Origin of the sequence: Pseudomonas sp. CCI4.2 (assembly GCF_034350045.1) — a bacterium.
GTDB lineage: Bacteria > Pseudomonadota > Gammaproteobacteria > Pseudomonadales > Pseudomonadaceae > Aquipseudomonas.
On the sequence record NZ_CP133781.1, the window covers coordinates 3,663,787 to 3,682,936 of the forward strand.

Genomic DNA, 19,150 nt, shown 5'->3' on the forward strand with positions numbered 1-19,150 from the left:
GGGCTGCGGGTGGGCATAGTCTGTGGCGATTGGATCGGAGGAAGCACCGTGAAGACCGTCCCGCCCGTGCACCGCATTGCTCTTTTGTTCAACGGCAACAAGATTTACGACCGTGGCATCATCAGCGGGATTGGTAACTACTTGAGCAGCACCCGAGCGTCCTGGGACCTGTTTCTTGAAGAGGACTTTCTCTGCCGGCTCAAAGGCATCGAGCGCTGGCACGGCGACGGCATCATCGCGGATTTCGACGACCCGACCATGGGCGCGGCGCTGGCGGGGATTGATTTGCCAGTGGTGGCGGTGGGCGGCTCGTACGAGGATGAGGGCGCTTACCCGCGCAATATTCCTTACGTGGCCACCGACAATTTCGCACTGATCAAACTGGCCTATGAACACTTGATCGACGCCGGTCTGACACGCTTTGCCTGTTTCAGTTTGCCCCAAGCGCAGATTAATCGCTGGGCCCAAGAGCGGGAAAAAGCCTTTCGCCGACTGCTCCAGCGCGATGGCGTAACGGTGGAGATTTATCGGGGCCTGGAAACCAGCGCGCCGCTCTGGGACAGCGCCGTGGAACAGCAAATTGCCTGGCTACACAGCCTGCCCAAACCCATCGGCATCATCGCGGTCAGCGACGCGCGTGCCCGACAATTGCTGCAAGCCTGCCTGACCGCCGGCATTGCGGTGCCAGAACAGGTGGCGTTGATTGGCATCGACAACGACCCGCTGACCCGAACCCTGACCCGGGTGCCACTTAGCTCGGTAATCCAGGGCACTGAAAGCATGGGGCGCACCGCCGCGCGGTTGTTGCATCAGATGCTGCACGGCATGCCATCGACCGGCAGCCAGATTCTGGTGCCACCCGAAGCAATCAACGTGCAGACCTCAAGCCTGCACCAGCCATTGGGTGATACCTACGTCATGCAAGGCCTGCATTTTATTCGTCAGTACGCATGCCAAGGGATCAAAACGGCGCAGGTAGCGAACTACGTCGGCGTCTCGCGCTCGTCCTTGGAAGCTCACTTTCGCAGCGAATTGGGCCGCAGCGTCCATGACGAAATCCTCCGATTCAAACTGGCGGCGGCCGCGACCCGTTTGGACACCACCACCGTGGGCATCGCCGACATCGCCCGAGATTGCGGCTTCAAATCAGCGCAATACCTGCACACCGTGTTCAAACGCGAATTCGGCTGCACACCCCGTGAATATCAGGGTAAAGGTGTGGACGTAAGCCGCCATGCGAACAATTGACCTGTGTGAGCCAACGTGTTGGCGAAGGGTATGTCAGGTAAACCGCTTCGCCAACACGTTGGCTCCTACAGAAATCGGTACATTAGGCCCGCGATCGATCAAGGCGGTCGGCCAGTGTGCGCCATGCGCAGATGCCCAGAAAATACGCCGACATCAACAGCCACAGGCCCATCACCATGGGATTGATGTCGGGATGGTTGACCACCAGCGACAGACTGCACAGCAGCCACACGGACGTAACCGCAATATTGATCGGCATGAACTGACGGACGCGGAAGGGGTGAAGAAACTTTATCCGGGTCACGGTCAGCAGTGAAAAGCCGACAACAGTGACCAGCGTTAACCAAGACGGCGGGGAGATGATGTAAATGCACAGCGCAACGACGTTCCACGCGGCCGGAAAACCCTGGAAATAGTTGTCCTTGCTCTTCATGTTCACGTTGCAAAAGCAGAACAGCGACGAGACCAGAATCAAAGACACCGTCAGCAGCAGCGTGTAAGCCGGCAACGGAATATAGCGATAGATGAACAGCGCCGGGATGAATACATAGGTCAAGTAGTCGATAACCAAGTCCAGAATCGACCCGTCGAAATTGGGCAATACCGATGAAACATTGACCTTGCGTGCCAGCGCTCCGTCCAGTCCATCCACGATCAGAGCAACCCCCAACCACAGTAGGCAGGCTTTGGGCTGACCGTCGAATAACGCAATCGTCGCCAAAAACGCCGTGACTACGCCCGTCGCGGTAAAACCATGGGCGCCCCATGCTTTGAGCCTGGCAATGCTTAAACTAGATATCACCGCATCGCTCTCCAGAAAGTTAAGCATGCAAGTTACCACCGTCCAAAGGAAACTGGAAAAACTTGCCAAGTGGCAACTATCGACCGGGTGGCCAACCCGAAGGTTCATCGAATCATGGGTGCGAGTTGACGGCGGGTAAGCACGCCGAACGAAGGTTTGCGGGCCATCAGGGCTTGCCAAATGGCCTCGACGTGGTGAAGATCCCGGCTCTTATCTGAGTAACGAGAAGTCCATGAGCGCAGAACTGAGTGAGGAAGAGATGCGCGAAGCGCTATTCGGCCCTTCGAACACGCCTGATCCCGAGCCGCCAGCGGTGATACCCGAGCCGGAAATTGTCATAAAACCCAAGCCTAGCCCGAAAGCCCGTTCGGTTTCAAAACCGCTTTCGCCCAAGCTTAGGGTGACGTTGCACGTCACGAATGAGTTCGAAGGCGAGGAAGAAGTGTTTATTTATGATGCGAACACTTTGAGCACTTTCGTCGCCGAGCAAGAAGCGAAGAATGAAGCGAAAAAGAAGAAGTTCAAGTATTTCGAAGTGATTTCGGTCAAGCCTATCGTTTAACCGCACAGGATTACCGGCGCTTGATGCGCAGAATTTCGCAGACTGTTGGAATGATTTGAACAGTGGCGTGTCGACTCTTTACCGCCAGATTTTAGTGCGAATGTCTCTTTCACCCCATGACTGACTGGCCTTAATCCGTAGGTTAATCATGGCGTGATTGCAGGATCAATTTTGCCTCAATCATCAGGGTCGACCATGCGCCTCATTTGGATAGCAACGTGCTGGGCAATTGTTGTTTTCGGGGGGCAGGCGAGCGGGGCGCAGAAAGATCCCAGCACGGAAGTCGCGGTGGTCAAAGCGCAGGTCCTTGAGCAGAAAGCGGCCGACAAGGAAAGCATTGCGCCTTTGCCTCAGGCCGCGACCATCACCAAATCTGAAATTCAGGCGGTTGACCCCGCAGGCGCAGCGCCGGTGGACGATGCGATCACGTGCTTGTCTCGGACGATTTACTGGGAAGCCAAGGGCGGAACATCGACTGACATGGAAGATGTCGCCAATGTGATCTTGAATCGGATCGGCCACGACGGCTTTCCGGGTACGATTTGTGAAGTGGTCAAGCAAGGGGCTGAAAAGAAGGTATGTCAGTTCTCATGGTGGTGTGACGGGCGTTCCGATCAGGTAGACGAGGACGACCGTTACACGGCTGCCAAGGAAATAGCGCGCAAAGCCCTCAACCAACAACTCAAGGATCGAACCGGTGGCGCCATGTATTTTCACGACAAAAAAGTGAACCCCAGTTGGGCAAAGGAATACATCAAGACCACTGAGACCGACACGTTCCTGTTCTACAAACCTCACGACGGCAAGGCGAAGTAAGGTTTACAGCGGGTCAGGTGAACCCATTCCTTTTTTTTGAAGAAGGCGCAACGTCTGTTTATCAGCGAGCGCTTTCATCAGGATCGCGGCATCAGCAGCGTGGCTGGAGTCGTTGGCGATACCGGCGGCATAACGGGTGTAGCTCTGTATTGCCTTCGGCAACGGCCCGACGTACTGGATGTTTTTAACTGCGAACAGCTCGCTGATTTGATGGATCGCCAAGGTTGCTTTGCCATCCACCAGCGTGGTGCCCACTAAACCGCCGTTGACCAGTACTGCTTTGTTCGCGATGTCATCCGCAATCCCCAGTCGGCTAAACAGCGCAGAAAGATAAACTCCCGATGAACCCCCTGATGAAGGACTGATATACGCCACCCGTTGCTGCGAGAGCAGGGTGTTTTTGAACCGGTCTACAGTTGATATATCGGGTTTCGGCGCGCCTAAGGGCACGGCGACCCCAATGCCCACCTTGGCCACGTTTCTAACTGAGCCCTGCGCCAGTTTGCCGGAGCGTTCTAATGTCGACGCCAGGGTGTCCGTCAGGATCGCTACGTCGAAGGACTCTCCCGCGTCGATCCGTTTGCTCAACTCGCCAGCCGTTGCGTTGGAAATAATCAGGTTGATATGGGCTGATGTTTTGAGCCTCGGCGCCATCGCTACAAGGATTGGCTTGAACGCGCCTGCGGTCAGGACGTTCAAATCTCCAGCCTGCGCGTTGCTGAAAGCGGCTGACGTTATCAGCATGAACAGAAGCGTTAATCTCATTTTCCGCACCGTATCGGTTGGTCTTAAGGTGTCTGTTTGAGGATGCGCTCAACGTTAAACGGTCTACAGGGGGAATTCCATGACGCACCCGACTGTTTTCACCCGACGGAAAATACTGACACTGGCTGCCGGTGCTTCTGCGGTTTTAATCTTCGATTCGTCCCCCCGCCGCGCTACATGGCCGAAAACGCCGGTGCTGACCGAGGCGCAGCGGCAACAGTTGATTGAGTGGGTGGCTTGAGTTAGCAACTCATGCGGTGTGTCAAATACAAAGGCCTCTCGAATGAATTCGGTCTCACACAGGCTGTGTGAAAACTACTGCGCTCGGCATTACTGCGTTAAAAACAGGCGTTTTCACACGGCCTGCACAGATAATCCGAGATTCCGTGTGGGTTCTATAGGCGCTGCCGAAGGCTGCGAGGTCGGCACGGCTCTGGGGTTTCGTTGACACGGTTGATAGCGAGCAGCCGTGGATACTGTGGGAGCAGGCTTGCCTGCGAAGGGGCCGTGTAATCGCGCCGCTGATGTCGAGCTGAAACCTGGGTCGCTTGCAATGATGTTTTCGTTGGCAAGCCAATCTCCCACAGAGACATCGGCAGACACGAAGTAGTAGGCACTGAAAATCGGATCGCAGCCTTAGCGCCTACAGAAATTTATGTGTCGCCAGAATCCGTAGGACCGAATTCATTCGTATCGGGGGGAATGCGACGCGGTGTTTCCGTCATACCGTAGCCCGACTTACTTCACTCAACCCCACCGAACTCCAGGCGGCTTCAGCGAGTTCTTCCCGGTAGGTCATGGGGCTGTGTTTCACGCGTCCGGACAGCCAGGCCCGGCAGTAATTTTCGGCCTGACCAATGATCAAAGACGGCACCAACTCCATGGGCAGTGCTTTTAGTTCGCGACTGTGGAGAGGGTCTTTTAACCAAACGGACAGTTTTGAATGACGCGACTTATTGGCCAGCACCAGTTGCTCATTGAAAGGACCTTTGGTCACCGCATGCCGCGCGTGGTACTGAAACCTTGCCCAGTCGGGTTGGCTTTCCACCCAGTCGACGTAGCTGTAGACCAGCGCGTGCACCCATTCCCTAGAGGTTGTAGCTTCGGCCAGAAAGCTGTCACGCAAGCGCGTCTGGTCCTCAATGGCGGTAAGAAACAGCGCGGCGACTACCCCATCTTTGTTGCCAAAGTGATGATAAATTGCGCCGACGCTGGTCTCGCACGCGACCCGAAGGGTGTCGATGGTCGTGGCCTCTATCCCGTGCTCATTGAACAGTGACAGGGCTGTTTTAAGAATCGAGCGTTTCAGCTCGGCTCTTCTGCCGGGATAGCAGCGGTCGAGCAAGTCTAGGGTTTCCATGCTGTTTGCCAGGCCAAAGGTTGCGATAGTAAGGCAGATCACGGCAGCGGGGGAATGCGCCGGATTGACAGGTGTGGAGTTTACGGAATATTGTTCCTTTACGGAATAATATTCTGTAATTATTCCACTCCCACATCGAGGTGCGCTATGAGCCAAACCCTTAGTCTTTACAACAGCGTCGGCCCTGCTGCATTCAGCAACATGGCCTGCACAATGGCCCCCTATTTCAGCTCCATTACCCCCGAAATCACCGAGCTCCGGCCGGGTTATTCGGTGGTGACAGCGCCGTTCCGCAAGGAAATTACCAACCATTTGGGCACGGTGCATGCGATAGCACTGTGCAACGCCGCCGAGCTGGCCGGCGGCACGATGACCGACGTATCGATCCCGGAAGGCGCACGCTGGATTCCCAAGGGCATGACCGTCGAATACCTGGCGAAAGCCAAAACCAACATTCGCGCCGTAGCGGACGGCAGTGCCATCGACTGGGCGACAGCAGGGGACAAAATCGTTCCCGTGGACATCTTCGATGAGGACGGGGTCAAAGTGTTTACGGCGAAAATCACCATGAACGTGAAATTCGGGTGATCCCACAGTATCTGCGCCCTATCACCGACATGTTTCTGGCCGATCGCTTGTAAGCTTTGAAGTCTATGAACACCCGCAACTTGAGAGCAGGGTGCTTGTCCGGGGGCCACATGATCTTGAAGGTGCCGGATGCAGAACAGCCGGGAAGGATTCGGACCCGCTTGCCGCAGTCCAACCCTTCGCGGCTTCGAGAGTGTTGCAGACCATGGAGATCGGCAGTTGCAGATCAATCTCCTGCTGATCATTGCGCAGCGGCCAGACCTGTAACTTACGGGTGTTGGGGAAGCGAAATTGGATGCAGGCATGCTGCAACAGCCGTGGCAGAACTTTTGAAAAAACAGGATGGCATATGTCTACCACCGAAAAAGCACTGATATTCCAGCGTTGTCACAGACGGAACCAGCCGTTAATTGTTCCCAATCCTTGGGATGCAGGCAGCGCTAAGGTACTGGCGGCGCTTGGGTTTGAAGCGTTGGCCACCACCAGCGCGGGCTTGGCCTTCAGCTTGGGGAAAAAAGATGCTGAAGGAGCTCTATCGCGTGATGAGGTGCTTGAGAATGCACGGTGCATAGTTGAAGCAACTGATTTGCCGGTAAGCGCAGACCTAGAAAATGGATTTGGGGACTCGCCCGAAGAGGTGGCTTACACCATCCATGCCGCTGCGAAAGTCGGGCTTGTTGGGGGTTCAATCGAAGATGCAACCGGTCAGTTGAACCGTCCCCTCTATGATTTCAATCATGCCGTAGAGCGCGTTGCCGCGGGCGTCGAGGCAGCACGAAGTCTTCCGTTTCCTTTCGTCTTCGTGGCGCGCGCCGAAAATTACATCTGTGGTCGGCCTGACCTGGACGATACGCTTCGCCGGCTAATCGCTTTTCAAGAGGCGGGTGCCGATGTTTTGTTCGCACCTGGGTTACCTGATTTGGAAACCATTCGACTTGTCTGCGATGCGTTGGAAAAACCCGTCAATGTTGTGATGGGGTTGAGCGGTTGTGCATTTACTGTCGATGAACTCGCTCACGCTGGGGTCCAGAGAATAAGTCTTGGCAGCTCGCTCGCAAGGGCTGCGCTGGGGGCGTTTATCCGCGCCGCCGAAGAGGTAAAAAACAACGGCACGTTTAGTTTTGCAGGCAGCGCTATAAGCTTTGCTGACGCGAACCGGTTAATGACTCGCCGCTGATATAACCTGCAGTCAGGGATCTTGATTCAGGCAATACCGGAGGTCCGATAAACCAGGCTGCTTTCTTTACCCGGAACGTCGTCTAACGTTCCGTACAACTGCATGCCACTTTTTTGGAGAACATGTATCGACGCCAGATTGCTCGGCCTGACTAAGCCAAACACATACTCGCCGGGGTGGATGAGGGCGGCTTGCTGCAGGGCTGTCAGCGCAATCTCGGTTGCGAACCCTTTGCCCCACGCCTCAAAAGCTAATCGGTACCCTACATTCAGCCTGGTTGTTTCGTTGTAGGGATGAAAGGTAAGCCCTCCAAACCCCAGCGGCACGTCCGGTTCGTCCCTAGAAAGAATCGCCCACTGCCCAAACCCATGTTCATCCCAATGACCAATCAGCTTACTCAGTGCCTGGTAGGCCGCCGCTTCATCCAGGATCGGGCCGGCGGGGTTGAATTGTTGGGTCCTGGGGTCACCAAATATCGTGAAGAACGTCGTTAAATCGCTGATTTCCGGGCGCCGAAAGATGAGCCTTTTAGAGATTGTTAGTTCAGTCATTTCGAATCCTTTGCTTTTCTTTCTCGGCTTTTAGAGTTTTACGGTGTTTTTTATACGGCGACCATTTTGTTTGGCGTCCTCAAAACACCAGTCAGCAATTGCTGTGAACCTGCACACACTCACTGGGTCGGAAAAATAAGCACGCCTGCCGGAAGCGTCTTAGCAGTGAATCGACGTTTTTGATGGGCGAAATGTCCGCTTATCGAATCGGAGAGTTACCCATGAAATCGTACCCACGGCCGCCATTTGCCGATCAACATCAGAGCGTTCCAGGTGATCAACAACGGATGAACCCAGTGCCTGACTGTGGCGAGGAGAGCTACAAAGGTTCAGGGCGTTTGGCCAACAAAGTTGCGCTGATCACCGGCGCAGACAGCGGTATTGGTCGGGCGGTGGCGATCGCGTTTGCCCGTGAAGGCGCAGACATTGCCCTTTCTTATCTGGATGAACACGAAGACGCCCAAGCCACTGCGCAACTGATCGAACAGGCGGGCCGTCAATGCTTGCTGATGCCCGGCGACCTTGCCCAACGCTCGCAGTGCCTGAGCATTGTCGATCAGACGGTGGAACGTTTCGGGCGTATCGACATTTTGGTCAATAACGCCGCCTTTCAAATGACCTATCAAAGCCTCGAAGAGATTCCGGACGAGGAGTGGGTGCGGACCTTTGATGTGAACATCACCGCCATGTTTCGCATCACTCAGGCGGCGCTTAAATACATGGACAAGGGCAGCTCGATCATCAACACCAGCTCGGTCAATTCCGACATGCCGAAGCCAACCTTACTCGCCTATGCTGCGACCAAAGGCGCCATCGCCAATTTCAGCGCCGGGCTCGCCGAATTGTTGGGCCAGAGAGGCATTAGGGTCAACAGTGTGGCGCCGGGCCCGATTTGGACGCCGCTGATTGTCTCGACCATGACCTCCGAGGACATCACTTCGTTCGGATCGCAGACGCCGTTGGGTCGGCCTGGCCAACCCGCAGAGCTGGCGCCGCTTTACGTGTTACTGGCGTCAGACGAATCCAGCTACATCTCTGGATCGAGGATCGGTGTTACGGGCGGTAAACCCATTCTTTGACGCCGCGATGGCCGTCGGTTTAAAGAGTAAGCGCGCACCTAGCGTTGCAGCGGGTCGCGCTTTTCAAGGGTAAGGGAAATACGTTTTCCCGGTTTTGAGGCGATTTTGCTGGCTTGCCCATCCCTTTGCTTGCCGGTACGGGCCTCGCTGATCAGCGCGGGAATCAACATGCCTTCAGGTAAATTCTTCCAGAAGCGCGCAGGCAGGTGCCCTTGCATGACTTTGGGGTTCAAGCGCGCCGGGTTGAAGATGTGGCTGTAATACGTCAGCCATAAATCGCCGCACGGATCGTCAATGTTTTGCGCCAAATGCTGCCAGTTGAGGGGGCAGTGGCGGTGATGAATCAACTGCTGGCCGTCGTAATAAACCCCGTCCTGCGGCGTGGCTATCATCCAGCGCTGTTGCCCCATGCGACCGATGAAGTGGGCGCTGGCGCTGTGCAAAATGTCGTGCGCCGGTTCGTGCCAGGCAACGTACTGAGGCAGTTCGGCGGATTGGATAGGTTTGTCGGTCGCGGGGTGTTTGTCGTCCGAAATCTGATATGGCACCGCGACAAAACGCACAAACGCGTGCAGATGATGCGCTTCTCGCTCCACTGTTTTGATCCGGCGGTGCAACTCGCTGCCCAGCTTGTCGCCGGCCAGCATGGCGGTGCGGTCACCATGACTGACCCGCCATAACACTTCATACAGCAAACTCCAGCGCTGATCACCACGGTAGCGCGCGGCGTTTTCCATGAGGGCCAGCAACGTCAGGGGAATACGCGCCTGGAACGGTCCTTGGTGCTCGGAAATCGGTTCGTCGGTGGCAAACAGGTCGGCCGCACTGTGCCGCGACCAGCTCACGCGGGCGGGGTCGATCTGATGGCTGAGTAGCCAACGGGCTTGCTGTCGCCAGGTGCTGAACAGATCGTCGCAATCGAGGCTGATCATCCCCATAAGCCCATTTGTTGCGGTTGTGGCCGATCCTGCAATTGCTGACGCAACGACTGGCTGCTGCTGTCTGCTTGCCGAGGGTGGTAATCGCAAGTAATGAAGAATGGCTTGGCTTTGGCTAACACACAGCGCAAGCGGGTCAGGTCTTCGTAACGAATGCGCCGTTGGCGACGCAGTTCTACCAAGCGTTTGGTGGTGCGGATGCCGATGCCGGGGATGCGCGCGATCAATGCGGGTTCGGCGCGGTTCAAGTCCAACGGAAAGACCTCGCGGTTCGCCAGTGCCCAAGCCAGTTTCGGGTCCATGTCCAGCGCCAGATCGCCGGGGCCTTGAAACAGTTCGCCGGCAGTGAAACCGTACGCACGCAGCAGAAAGTCAGCTTGATATAAGCGGTGTTCGCGCATCAGCGGCGGGGCGGCCAAGGGCACGCTTTTTGGGCTGTTGGGTATCGGGCTGAAAGCTGAGTAATAGACGCGACGCAAGCGGAAATGACCGTACAGCGATTCAGCAGTGTGCAGGATGGTGCTGTCGTCGGTGTCATCGGCGCCGACTATCATCTGCGTGCTTTGCCCGGCGGGAGCGAAACGTGGCGCGCGCGGTTCGTTACGCATGGTTTGTTCGCCGGTGTAGATCGTCTGCATGGCACGTTTGATCGACGCGACGTCTTTTTCCGGCGCAAGGGTCTTGAGGCCGAGGTCAGTGGGTAACTCGATGTTGACGCTTAGCCGGTCTGCATAGCGCCCGGCTTCTTCGATCAATAATGGGTCGGCGTCGGGGATGGTCTTTAGATGAATGTAGCCGCGAAATTCGTGTTCTTCGCGCAGGAGTTTTGCGACCCGAATCAGCTGTTCCATGGTGTAGTCCGCTGAACGAATGATCCCGGAGCTCAGGAACAAACCGCTCACGCAATTGCGCCGATAAAAGTCCAGGGTCAACGTCACCACTTCCTCCGGCGTAAAGCGCGCGCGGGGCACGTCGCTGGAGCGGCGGTTGACGCAGTATTGGCAGTCGTACAAGCAGAAGTTGGTCAGCAGGATTTTCAGCAGTGAGACGCAGCGGCCATCGGGCGTGTAGCTGTGGCAAATGCCCATGCCATCGGTGGCCCCAAGCCCGGTCTTACCTTGCGAACTGCGCTTGGGCGCGCCGCTGCTGGCGCAAGAAGCGTCGTACTTGGCAGCGTCAGCAAGGATGCTCAGCTTTTCGATGAGTTGCATGGTCGGCTCTTATACTGGTTTTATGTACAGTACAAGGTCCCGAGGGATCGCTCAAGGGCCTGAGGATACCGATGGTCTGGCGCTCCGATTTCATTAGATAGTGTGGGAGCAGGCTTGCCTGCGAAGAGGCCAATGCCCCCCCCCGCTGATTTTGAGCAGAAACCTGGGTCGCAGGCACTGATGCTTTCGTTGGCAAGCCATCTACCACAGAACTTGGGCAGATCCAGAATAGTAGGCACCGAACGCCTATCGCAGCCTTCGGCAGCGCCTACACAAATCGATAACGATGACTTAGGTGCCGGAGTGGCAGCTGTGGAAAATGTCCAGTGCGGGTTTATAAACGCCGGTCTGTACGCCGAACATACCCAGTACCGAATGGAACATGTTGTCGTGGCTCAAGTCCGTATTGTCACGCTTGGCGGCCAGGCATTTGCGGTCGACGGCGGCGTCGCTGAGGGTGCTGTTGCCGAACCACATGACCATCGGGATGTGGGTTTGCGCGACCGGGGCGATGGCGTAAGGGGCGGCGTGCAGGTACACGCCGTTCTCGCCCAGCGATTCGCCGTGGTCCGACACGTAGATCATTGAGGTGTCGTATTTGTCCTGATTTTTGCCCAGCAAATCGACCACTTTGGCGAGGAAGTGGTCGGTGTAAAGGATGGTGTTGTCGTAGACATTGATCAGCTCGTCCGAGCTGCAACTGCCCAACTGGTTGGTGTGGCAAACCGGGGCGAAGCGCTCAAGGCTTTTCGGGTAGCGCTCGTAATATTCCGGGCCATGACTGCCGTCGGCATGGAGCACGATGATTGCGTTGCCCTTGAGGCTGTCAATGTAGTCTTGAAGTCCGACCAGCAGGGATTCATCCAGGCAGGTGTTACCGTCGCAAAACGGGCTGGGCTGATTCTTTGGAATGTCCTTGTGCGGCACGCGCAGGCAAGTGCCTTTGCAGTCGCTGTTGTTGTCCAGCCACAAGACTTGCACGCCTGCACGTTGCAGGATATCGAGCATTCCTTCGTAGGTTTTACCCTTTTTATCGCTGTAATCAGTGCGCGGGAACATCGAGAACATGCACGGCACCGACACCGCGGTCGAGGTGCCGCACGAGCTGACTTGGGTGAAGTTGAGAATGTCGAGCTTCGACAGTTCTGGATTGGTGTCGCGTGGATAGCCATTGAGCGAAAAGTGGTCGGCGCGGGCGGTTTCACCGACAACGAAAATCATCAGGCTCTTTTTGCTACGTTGCTGGGCGGCGGTGCTTAAGGTCGCGTCTTCACCCACGGTCTGGATTTTTAAATTTTGTTTGATTGCAAAGCGGTCTTTGGTCAACTTGCCAACCGCGTACACGTAGTTAGTCGGGTTGATGAAGTGGGTCAGCTCGTCTTGTTTACGGAAGATCGGTGCGTAGGTGGAATAGAACGCGCCCACCGAGACTGCGATTATGATCACGCAACCGATCATGGCGAGAATCTTGTTCAGCAGCCCTGGCAGCACTTTGCGGTAAACGACCGGTACCCGCCAGATCACGATAATCGGCAGCAGCCCGAGCACGGCCAGGTACACGAACAGCTTGGCGCTCACCAGCGCAGTGGCTTCGGCGGGGTTGGTTTCCACGACGTTTTGGATCATCACCGTGTCGATGGAGATGCCGTAGTCGTTCATGAAATAAGCCGCAGACGCCGAGCAGAGGGCGATCAGGCTCAATATCGGTTTGAGCGTCGGTTTGAACGAGAACGGTAGTAATAGGAGGGTGAAGGCGGCCCACAGAAAAAATCCGAACGACAGCTCGAACAGCAGCGCCTTGAGGCCCTGCAACTGGGTAAGGCTGATCAACGCCTTCCAGGTGGCAAGGTTGTAAAACACCACCAGCGCCAACGAAAACAGGATGACTAACCGTGTAGAACTGACGCGCTTGAGCATGAACCCACCGAGGTCGACAAAAAGAGTGGCGCGATTCTCGCAGCTCCTTTCGTTTTGTTCACGGTGCTTTTTCAAGAACGGTACAGAAAAGCGGTTCAGCTTTTTTTAGGTGCCGAACGTCCTGCACGGCCAATCCCTGTGCAAACACTCGTTACATCGGTGGCGTAATACCGTTTTCTCCAGCTGAAACCGACAACGCGGTCATGCTGTTATCGGCCGCCTTTTGCGCGAACAAAACGATTTTGACGCCGGGTTTGAGCAAGCTACGGTCGCCGGGCACCAGGTTGACGATAGGGACGTCATCCGGTACGACCACGGTCTTTTCACCGCCTTTGTATTTCACGGTCATGGTGCGGCCGTTGCTGGTGACCAAATCACCGACGCTGCCATTGGTCATGGTGCTGTCTTTGGTCAGATCAAAAGCGCGGTGCCCGTCCCCGGTACCTGCCATTGATGGCGGGAAAACGTGTACTTCGAGGGCTTTCAAGGTTCCATCCGGCAACGGGACCGCGGCGGTGCCCACGTAGCTGCCGGGTTTAATGTCGGATATTTTCGCCAAGGTCACGCCGCGTACTTGGGTGTCTTTGGTCAAGTTGATGACTAAGTCTTCACCACGGGTGGCGTGGACTTTCATGGCGTCACCGTCGAGCGCTGTGATCGCACCACGTACGCCGATTCGTGGCGCCGGCACCGCATCTTGAGCCTGTACGAAGCCTGCGGTCATGAGCGTTGCCGCGACAATTGTCGAGGCCAATACGCGGTTGCGCAGGCGCGTGCCGAAAATGAAATTCATGTCGGTAATTTCCTTTGCTGGGACTAGGATTTTTCTTGAGGCCTGAGCTTATACCGATTATTGGAGGCGGGCGTTTTTTGCAGGGGCTGAACTCATCGGTGCTGAGGGGACTCACAATCCGTGTGTCCGCCAATGCATAAACTTTTACTATTAAAGGGTAGGAGCGCGCTCCCACAGCTATGCACGCGCGGAACTTTCTACACGCGTGGATTTTTAAATTCCTGCGGGGCATCGTATGACAGCAGCTAATCAGCAGTCGCGCCTTTACCAAACCGATCTGCCTGCGCGTTTGGATCGATTGCCGTGGGGGCGGTTTCATACCTTGCTGGTAATAGCTCTGGGCATCACTTGGCTGTTGGACGGCTTGGAAGTGACATTAGCGGGCTCGGTGTCAGGGGCCTTGAAAAACAGCCCGTTGTTGCATTTGTCCAACAGCGATATTGGCTTGGCCGGCGGGGCGTATCTGACCGGTGCGGTGGTGGGGGCGCTGTTCTTCGGATGGTTAACCGACCGTTTAGGGCGTCGAAAACTATTTTTCATCACGCTGTTCATTTACGTCAGTGCAACCGCCGCCACGGCGTTTTCCTTCAGCCTGTGGAGCTTCGTGCTGTTCCGCTTTCTGACCGGGATGGGCATCGGTGGCGAGTACACGGCGATCAATTCAACGATTCAGGAATTCACCCCAGCGAGGTTCCGCGGCTGGGTTGATTTGACCATCAACGGCACCTTCTGGCTGGGTGCTGCGCTGGGCGCGGGTGGCTCCATCGTCTTGCTCAATCCGAATATCGTCGGTGGCGATCTTGGCTGGCGTTTGTGCTTTGGGATCGGTGCGTTACTGGGGCTGGTGATATTGCTCATGCGCTTGTGGGTGCCCGAGAGCCCTCGGTGGTTGCTGATCCACAATCAGCCGGAGGAAGCGAAAAGGATTGTCGAAACCATCGAAGCGCGCTTTCGCGAACAAGGGCGCGAGTTGCAACCGTCTACGGCGCCGCCGTTGCGCTTGCTGTCCCGTGATCACACGCCGTTGCGGGAAGTCTTCGAGACGTTGTTCGTGACCTATCGTCGTCGCGCCCTGGTGGGACTGACGTTGCTCAGTGCCCAGGCGTTCTTTTATAACGCGATCTTCTTAACCTATGCGCTGGTGCTCACCGACTTTTACGACGTGCCCTATGAGCGTATCGGTTGGTATGTACTGCCATTGGCGTTGGGCAATTTCTGTGGTCCGTTGCTGTTGGGACGCTTATTCGATGTGATCGGTCGCCGGGTGATGATCAGCCTGACGTATGGGGTGTCAGGGGTGCTGCTGGCCATCAGTGGCTATCTGTTTCAGCAGGGCTTGTTCACGGTCACGCAGCAGGCCGTGGCCTGGATGGTCATTTTCTTTTTCGCCTCGGCAGCGGCCAGTTCTGCGTACCTGACCATCGCAGAAACCTTCCCGCTGGAAATCCGGGCATTGGCCATCGCTGTGTTCTACGCGTTTGGCACCGGGTTGGGAGGTATTGTCGGGCCGACGTTGTTTGGCCATCTGATCGAAACCCATAACCGCAGCAATGTGCTCATCGGTTATCTGATCGGCGCCGGGTTGATGCTGCTGGCCGCCATTGTTCAGGCGCTGTGGGGCGTTGCAGCGGAGCGCCAGTCGTTGGAGTCAGTGGCTCGGCCGCTTTCCCAGGCGCACGACGGTAACGTCTGAACGCGCATTCAGGACGCTTTCATCAACGCTGAACAGGCGGTTTTATAGGCTTCGTGCTGGTACTTGTTCAATGACGCAGCCAGTGTGAAGTCGTGCTTCTTGTGCTGGGCACTGACTGTCTGCGGCGACACCAAGGTCACGCTGCACTGGTTGAGCAATTGCAGAACGCCTTCGATTTTGAACGTGGTGGGCCCGCCCGCGAATTCACCTTTTTTGCTGCGCTTCTTGATTGCCAGATGCTCGATGCCATTGTCACGGACGAAGGCCTCGATAAGCGCCGCGAACGCTTTGACGTTCGATGACTCGTCATCGTCCTCAAGGGCAATTTTTTTGATGGGCAACGGCAGGTGTTCGAGGGTGTGGTCGCGCAGTGTAGCGACAGCGAAAATGGCTTCGCTGCCCTTGATTTCGATACCGCAGATTTTCATGTGAGAGCCGTATAAAAGAGAAGGTCGCTATTTTCTTCTCTTTTGCCTGCGATGGCTAACTGATAAACATCCCACGTGCCATGCCGGACGCGGCGACCAGGATGACAATGATCAGCCCTACCTGAATGTGGCTGATCCTTGAGTAGAGCAGGGCACGATGGGTGTCGATGGGTGCGCCCACCTTGAACGCGTTACGCCATTTAATCAGCGTCACCATCGGTGCGATTTCCAGCAGGATGATTGCGACAAACGCGGCCATCTTCAGATGAAACAGCGGTTGATGAAGATAATAGAACGTGCCTTTTTCAAATCCTCCGAACGCGCGCATAGCCCCGGTTACAAGTAGTACGGCGGCAGCAATGCCCCAGAAGTTATCGGCGACGAAGACGTCCCGAAGTTTGGAAGGGTTGGTTCTGTTCAACCGCCGTAGAGACCGCCCACGACTCAACACTGCCCCGAGTGCAACCCCATATGCCAAGAGATGCAATGTTGCCAGGAACCATTTGAAGTACATGGTTTTTCATCTCCATTCATTAACGAAAAGCACATCACCCACCGACTGGCGGATAACTGAGTATTAGCTCACCGTGTGAGTTTTGCCTGAGTCAGGTCTCACAAAGCGTTAATTTTTCGACACAGTTGGATGACTAATCAAACCGTTTGAAAGTTCATCCGATGCGTAAGCACCGTCAGGGCCGATCAAGTACAGAGGCCCAATAAGGCCTAGGACGGTGCGCGGAACGCATCGCCCAGGGCTTATAAAGCAGGGCTTGTCAGGTGGTCAGGCAACTATTCCTTGGCCTGGATCCCGATCTGCTGCATGGTCATGTTTTTCTCGTTCTTGTACAGCACTGCAACCTGTGGAGCCGGGCCGCTTTTACCGGTTTCCATCCAATTGCGCAGGCGGCCTGCATCGGCGAAGTGCGTGTATTTGCCGAAGGCGTCCAGAATCACTACCGATACCTGCCGGTTAGCCATGGTGGTCAGCAGCACCAAGCAGTGACCGGCCTGATTGGTGAATCCGGTTTTGGTGAGTTTGATGTCCCAGTTGGATTTTTTGATCAGGTGATCGGTGTTGTTGAATACCAAGCTGTAGGTCGGTTTGTGAAAGGTGACGGTTTTATCGGGGGTGGTGCTCAGTTCGCTCAACATCGGGTATTGGCGCGCCGCGAGTGCCAGCTTGCTCAGGTCGCGGGCGGTGGAAACGTTGTAGACCGACAAGCCGGTAGGCTCTACATATACCGTGTGCTTCATGCCCAGCGATTTGGCTTTGGCGTTCATCGCGATGATAAAAGCGCTATAGCCGCCCGGGTAGCTGTGGGCCAGGCTCGCGGCGGCACGGTTTTCAGACGACATCAGGGCAATCTGCAGCATGGTTTTGCGATCTAGCTCGCTGCCGATTTTGACGCGGGAAAACACACCTTTCATTTCCTTGGTGTCGACAATGGACACCGGAATCATTTCATTCATTGGCAGCTTGGCATCAAGCACTACTATTGCCGTCATCAACTTGGTAACTGAAGCGATGGGTACGACGACATCTGGATTGTTGGCAAACAGCACGTTGTTGGTTTTCAGGTCAACCACCATGGCGCTGCCGGAGGCCAGGTGAAGTTGTGAAGGGTCGCGATTAAACGGAGCGGGTTCGTTTGCTGAAGCACTGTCGGTCAGTGCGGCGCCTGTACATACAAATAATAGGCTCAGAAGGGAATGACGAATTTTCACGAGCGAGGCTCACTAATAATGGATATGCCGTTTAGCACGGGGTTTTCTATGAAATCTGTTGCAGTTTATTAGCAGCTCCTTGCGCTGTCGATATGTGTTGTGAGTTGAATCATGGTTAAACGCAGCTATGCGCTTTTATGGACGAAAAAGCCACAATTGCCGAGCAGATTAGCAATATCCGTGGTGTCTGAAGAGCGCAGCGATTAGCATCCTTCGCCATTGATACCAACACGCTCTCAACAATTGAGGAGTCAAACAATGCCCAAGGGTTTTATCAGCAAGGATTACGTCGTACTGGTGACCGTTGCGGTTCTGGTTGCGGTGCTTTTACTTGGGATTGGCGCGTTTCAGAAGCCCGCAGACTGGGCTGGCTGGATTCAGGCCATCGGTTTAATCGTCGGTTTGATGATGGCGATCTCAATCCCGGCGATTCAGAAAAAGCAGCATGCGGGCACCCAGCACACCCAACTACGTGAGCGGGAAATAGGCTTTTCACGCCGAATGCAGTACCTGTGTGCCGAGTTGACCGAGTTACTGACAAAGATCAATGCCAATCTGGTCCACCTGCGTGCTACGGATCGGCACCGCTTGCAACACAACCTTCAAGACTATCTGCATCGTTTGTTTGAATCTCACAAGCAAGACTTGAACGATGATCGCGTTGTAATTGCCCATGAACTGCGGCAAGTGGTGAACGAACTGGTCGATGAACTTGAAAGCGGTCGATCGGACCGCGGCGTGTTGATGAACCTGGACAAGCGTTTGCAGAAGCTGGTGCACAAGACTCAAGTCAACGCGACGATGGCTGAGCGTCTCTGATCCCACGTGCTTTCTGCGGCGCAAAAAAAACCCGCATCAGGGATGCGGGTAAGGGATGTGCGGAGCAACGCACGATACTGGGTCAAGCATGATCGTTAAAAACTGGGCTTAAACGCGAAAACTGTTCAGGCGCTCAATCGGTGCGCCTCAAACGTTGCTGACAGCGCTTGCGCTGCTGGCAGTGATGTAAAGGGGCCGCAGACTGGCTCGCCGTTTTGTACCAAGTACCAGCAAGCCAACAAACCTGACGCTCTGAGCGGGGCTGGGACTGCGCTACCAATGACCGACATAACTTGGACCTGGTTCATAAGTGCCTCCATCAATCTATGGCGCTACTCTACGGCGCCAGGGGAGGCAGGGATAATCACCCCTCTCGATAGTGGACATTGACGGTAGCGAGATTCTTGATCGAGAACGACTGTACTGCCGCAGTCGATCAATCAACCACTTGGTCAAGCATGTTCATGACTTCGTGGTCGCTGATGATCCCTTTCTCAACCAGGTTTTGCGCAAGCAACGATAGAAATTTTGCGCTGCGATGACCTTCCAGGCTCTTGAGTTCGGTGAGTGCGCAATACACTTTGTTCGATGTGCACAAGCCCGCCGCGCGGTAGGGGTGTTGAGTTGGCATTGGGGACGTCCTTATTGTTAGGGAGGTGAAAAAGTTGATCGGTATTA

At 55.4% G+C, this 19,150-nt stretch carries 22 protein-coding genes; 9 read left to right on the forward strand and 13 right to left on the reverse strand.

Features of this window, described 5'->3' with window-relative positions; all coding sequences use genetic code 11:
- Positions 1–48: 48 nt before the first annotated feature.
- Positions 49–1,248 (forward strand): XylR family transcriptional regulator, encoded by a 1,200-nt coding sequence (locus tag RHM65_RS16650; RefSeq protein WP_322164875.1) that lies wholly within the window; start codon positions 49–51, stop codon positions 1,246–1,248.
- Between the two features lie 82 nt (positions 1,249–1,330).
- On the opposite strand, the gene pcsA is transcribed toward RHM65_RS16650, so the two are convergent.
- Entirely contained in the window at positions 1,331–2,050 is a 720-nt protein-coding gene (gene pcsA / locus RHM65_RS16655; protein WP_322171001.1) for a phosphatidylcholine synthase, read from the reverse strand.
- A 232-nt stretch (positions 2,051–2,282) separates the two neighbouring features.
- On the opposite strand from pcsA, the gene RHM65_RS16660 reads away from it, so the two are divergent.
- Positions 2,283–2,612, forward strand: coding sequence for a hypothetical protein (locus tag RHM65_RS16660; RefSeq protein ID WP_322164874.1), 330 nt, complete (start codon positions 2,283–2,285; stop codon positions 2,610–2,612).
- 195 nt (positions 2,613–2,807) lie between these two features.
- On the forward strand, positions 2,808–3,428 hold the full coding sequence (locus tag RHM65_RS16665) for a cell wall hydrolase (protein ID WP_322164873.1): 621 nt from the start codon (positions 2,808–2,810) through the stop codon (positions 3,426–3,428).
- Positions 3,429–3,431: 3 nt separating this feature from the next.
- Here the strand turns inward: RHM65_RS16665 and RHM65_RS16670 are convergent, their stop codons facing one another.
- Positions 3,432–4,193, reverse strand: coding sequence for a substrate-binding domain-containing protein (locus RHM65_RS16670; RefSeq protein ID WP_322164872.1), 762 nt, complete (start codon positions 4,191–4,193; stop codon positions 3,432–3,434).
- Positions 4,194–4,272: 79 nt separating this feature from the next.
- Here RHM65_RS16670 and RHM65_RS16675 point away from each other — a divergent pair, with 79 nt between their 5' ends.
- Positions 4,273–4,434 (forward strand): hypothetical protein, encoded by a 162-nt coding sequence (locus RHM65_RS16675; protein WP_322164871.1) that lies wholly within the window; start codon positions 4,273–4,275, stop codon positions 4,432–4,434.
- A 480-nt stretch (positions 4,435–4,914) separates the two neighbouring features.
- Here RHM65_RS16675 and RHM65_RS16680 read toward each other — a convergent pair whose 3' ends face one another.
- Positions 4,915–5,553, reverse strand: coding sequence for a TetR/AcrR family transcriptional regulator (locus RHM65_RS16680; protein ID WP_322164870.1), 639 nt, complete (start codon positions 5,551–5,553; stop codon positions 4,915–4,917).
- A gap of 147 nt (positions 5,554–5,700) precedes the next feature.
- Between RHM65_RS16680 and RHM65_RS16685 the strand changes: the two genes are divergently transcribed.
- A complete protein-coding gene (locus RHM65_RS16685) occupies positions 5,701–6,141 on the forward strand; it encodes a hotdog fold domain-containing protein (RefSeq protein WP_322164869.1) in 441 nt (146 codons plus the stop codon).
- A 349-nt stretch (positions 6,142–6,490) separates the two neighbouring features.
- The gene (locus RHM65_RS16690) at positions 6,491–7,318 is read left to right on the forward strand and encodes an isocitrate lyase/phosphoenolpyruvate mutase family protein (protein ID WP_322164868.1); all 828 of its coding nucleotides are present in this window, start codon (positions 6,491–6,493) and stop codon (positions 7,316–7,318) included.
- 26 nt (positions 7,319–7,344) lie between these two features.
- On the opposite strand, the gene RHM65_RS16695 is transcribed toward RHM65_RS16690, so the two are convergent.
- The gene (locus tag RHM65_RS16695; RefSeq protein WP_322164867.1) at positions 7,345–7,869 is read right to left on the reverse strand and encodes a GNAT family N-acetyltransferase; all 525 of its coding nucleotides are present in this window, start codon (positions 7,867–7,869) and stop codon (positions 7,345–7,347) included.
- 221 nt (positions 7,870–8,090) lie between these two features.
- Between RHM65_RS16695 and RHM65_RS16700 the strand changes: the two genes are divergently transcribed.
- Positions 8,091–8,948, forward strand: a complete 858-nt coding sequence (locus tag RHM65_RS16700) for an SDR family oxidoreductase (RefSeq protein ID WP_322164866.1) — start codon at positions 8,091–8,093, stop codon at positions 8,946–8,948.
- Between the two features lie 38 nt (positions 8,949–8,986).
- On the opposite strand, the gene RHM65_RS16705 is transcribed toward RHM65_RS16700, so the two are convergent.
- From RHM65_RS16705 to RHM65_RS16720, 4 genes are all read right to left on the reverse strand, one after another.
- Positions 8,987–9,880: a TIGR03915 family putative DNA repair protein gene (locus RHM65_RS16705; protein ID WP_322164865.1), complete on the reverse strand. Its 894-nt coding sequence runs from the start codon at positions 9,878–9,880 to the stop codon at positions 8,987–8,989.
- The gene (locus RHM65_RS16710; RefSeq protein WP_322164864.1) at positions 9,877–11,097 is read right to left on the reverse strand and encodes a putative DNA modification/repair radical SAM protein; all 1,221 of its coding nucleotides are present in this window, start codon (positions 11,095–11,097) and stop codon (positions 9,877–9,879) included. The genes RHM65_RS16705 and RHM65_RS16710 overlap by 4 nt, the downstream gene beginning before the upstream one ends.
- Positions 11,098–11,388: 291 nt before the next feature.
- On the reverse strand, positions 11,389–13,014 hold the full coding sequence (locus RHM65_RS16715; RefSeq protein ID WP_322164863.1) for a phosphoethanolamine--lipid A transferase: 1,626 nt from the start codon (positions 13,012–13,014) through the stop codon (positions 11,389–11,391).
- 151 nt (positions 13,015–13,165) lie between these two features.
- Complete coding sequence (locus RHM65_RS16720; RefSeq protein WP_416194707.1) at positions 13,166–13,807, reverse strand: DUF5666 domain-containing protein; 642 nt, start codon at positions 13,805–13,807, stop codon at positions 13,166–13,168.
- A 235-nt stretch (positions 13,808–14,042) separates the two neighbouring features.
- Between RHM65_RS16720 and RHM65_RS16725 the strand changes: the two genes are divergently transcribed.
- On the forward strand, positions 14,043–15,500 hold the full coding sequence (locus RHM65_RS16725; protein WP_322183819.1) for an MFS transporter: 1,458 nt from the start codon (positions 14,043–14,045) through the stop codon (positions 15,498–15,500).
- An 8-nt stretch (positions 15,501–15,508) separates the two neighbouring features.
- Here the strand turns inward: RHM65_RS16725 and RHM65_RS16730 are convergent, their stop codons facing one another.
- The 3 genes from RHM65_RS16730 to pbpG all read right to left on the reverse strand — a co-directional run bounded on the left by RHM65_RS16730 (position 15,509) and on the right by pbpG (position 17,653).
- Complete coding sequence (locus tag RHM65_RS16730) at positions 15,509–15,928, reverse strand: DUF3010 family protein (RefSeq protein ID WP_322164861.1); 420 nt, start codon at positions 15,926–15,928, stop codon at positions 15,509–15,511.
- Positions 15,929–15,983: 55 nt separating this feature from the next.
- Complete coding sequence (locus tag RHM65_RS16735) at positions 15,984–16,442, reverse strand: DUF2214 family protein (RefSeq protein WP_322164860.1); 459 nt, start codon at positions 16,440–16,442, stop codon at positions 15,984–15,986.
- Positions 16,443–16,717: 275 nt separating this feature from the next.
- The gene (pbpG, locus tag RHM65_RS16740) at positions 16,718–17,653 is read right to left on the reverse strand and encodes a D-alanyl-D-alanine endopeptidase (RefSeq protein WP_322183821.1); all 936 of its coding nucleotides are present in this window, start codon (positions 17,651–17,653) and stop codon (positions 16,718–16,720) included.
- A 258-nt stretch (positions 17,654–17,911) separates the two neighbouring features.
- Here pbpG and RHM65_RS16745 point away from each other — a divergent pair, with 258 nt between their 5' ends.
- Positions 17,912–18,472: a hypothetical protein gene (locus tag RHM65_RS16745; RefSeq protein WP_322164858.1), complete on the forward strand. Its 561-nt coding sequence runs from the start codon at positions 17,912–17,914 to the stop codon at positions 18,470–18,472.
- A gap of 125 nt (positions 18,473–18,597) precedes the next feature.
- On the opposite strand, the gene RHM65_RS16750 is transcribed toward RHM65_RS16745, so the two are convergent.
- Positions 18,598–18,780: a hypothetical protein gene (locus tag RHM65_RS16750; RefSeq protein ID WP_322164857.1), complete on the reverse strand. Its 183-nt coding sequence runs from the start codon at positions 18,778–18,780 to the stop codon at positions 18,598–18,600.
- A gap of 128 nt (positions 18,781–18,908) precedes the next feature.
- Entirely contained in the window at positions 18,909–19,103 is a 195-nt protein-coding gene (locus RHM65_RS16755; RefSeq protein WP_322164856.1) for a hypothetical protein, read from the reverse strand.
- Between the last annotated feature and the right edge of the window lie 47 nt (positions 19,104–19,150).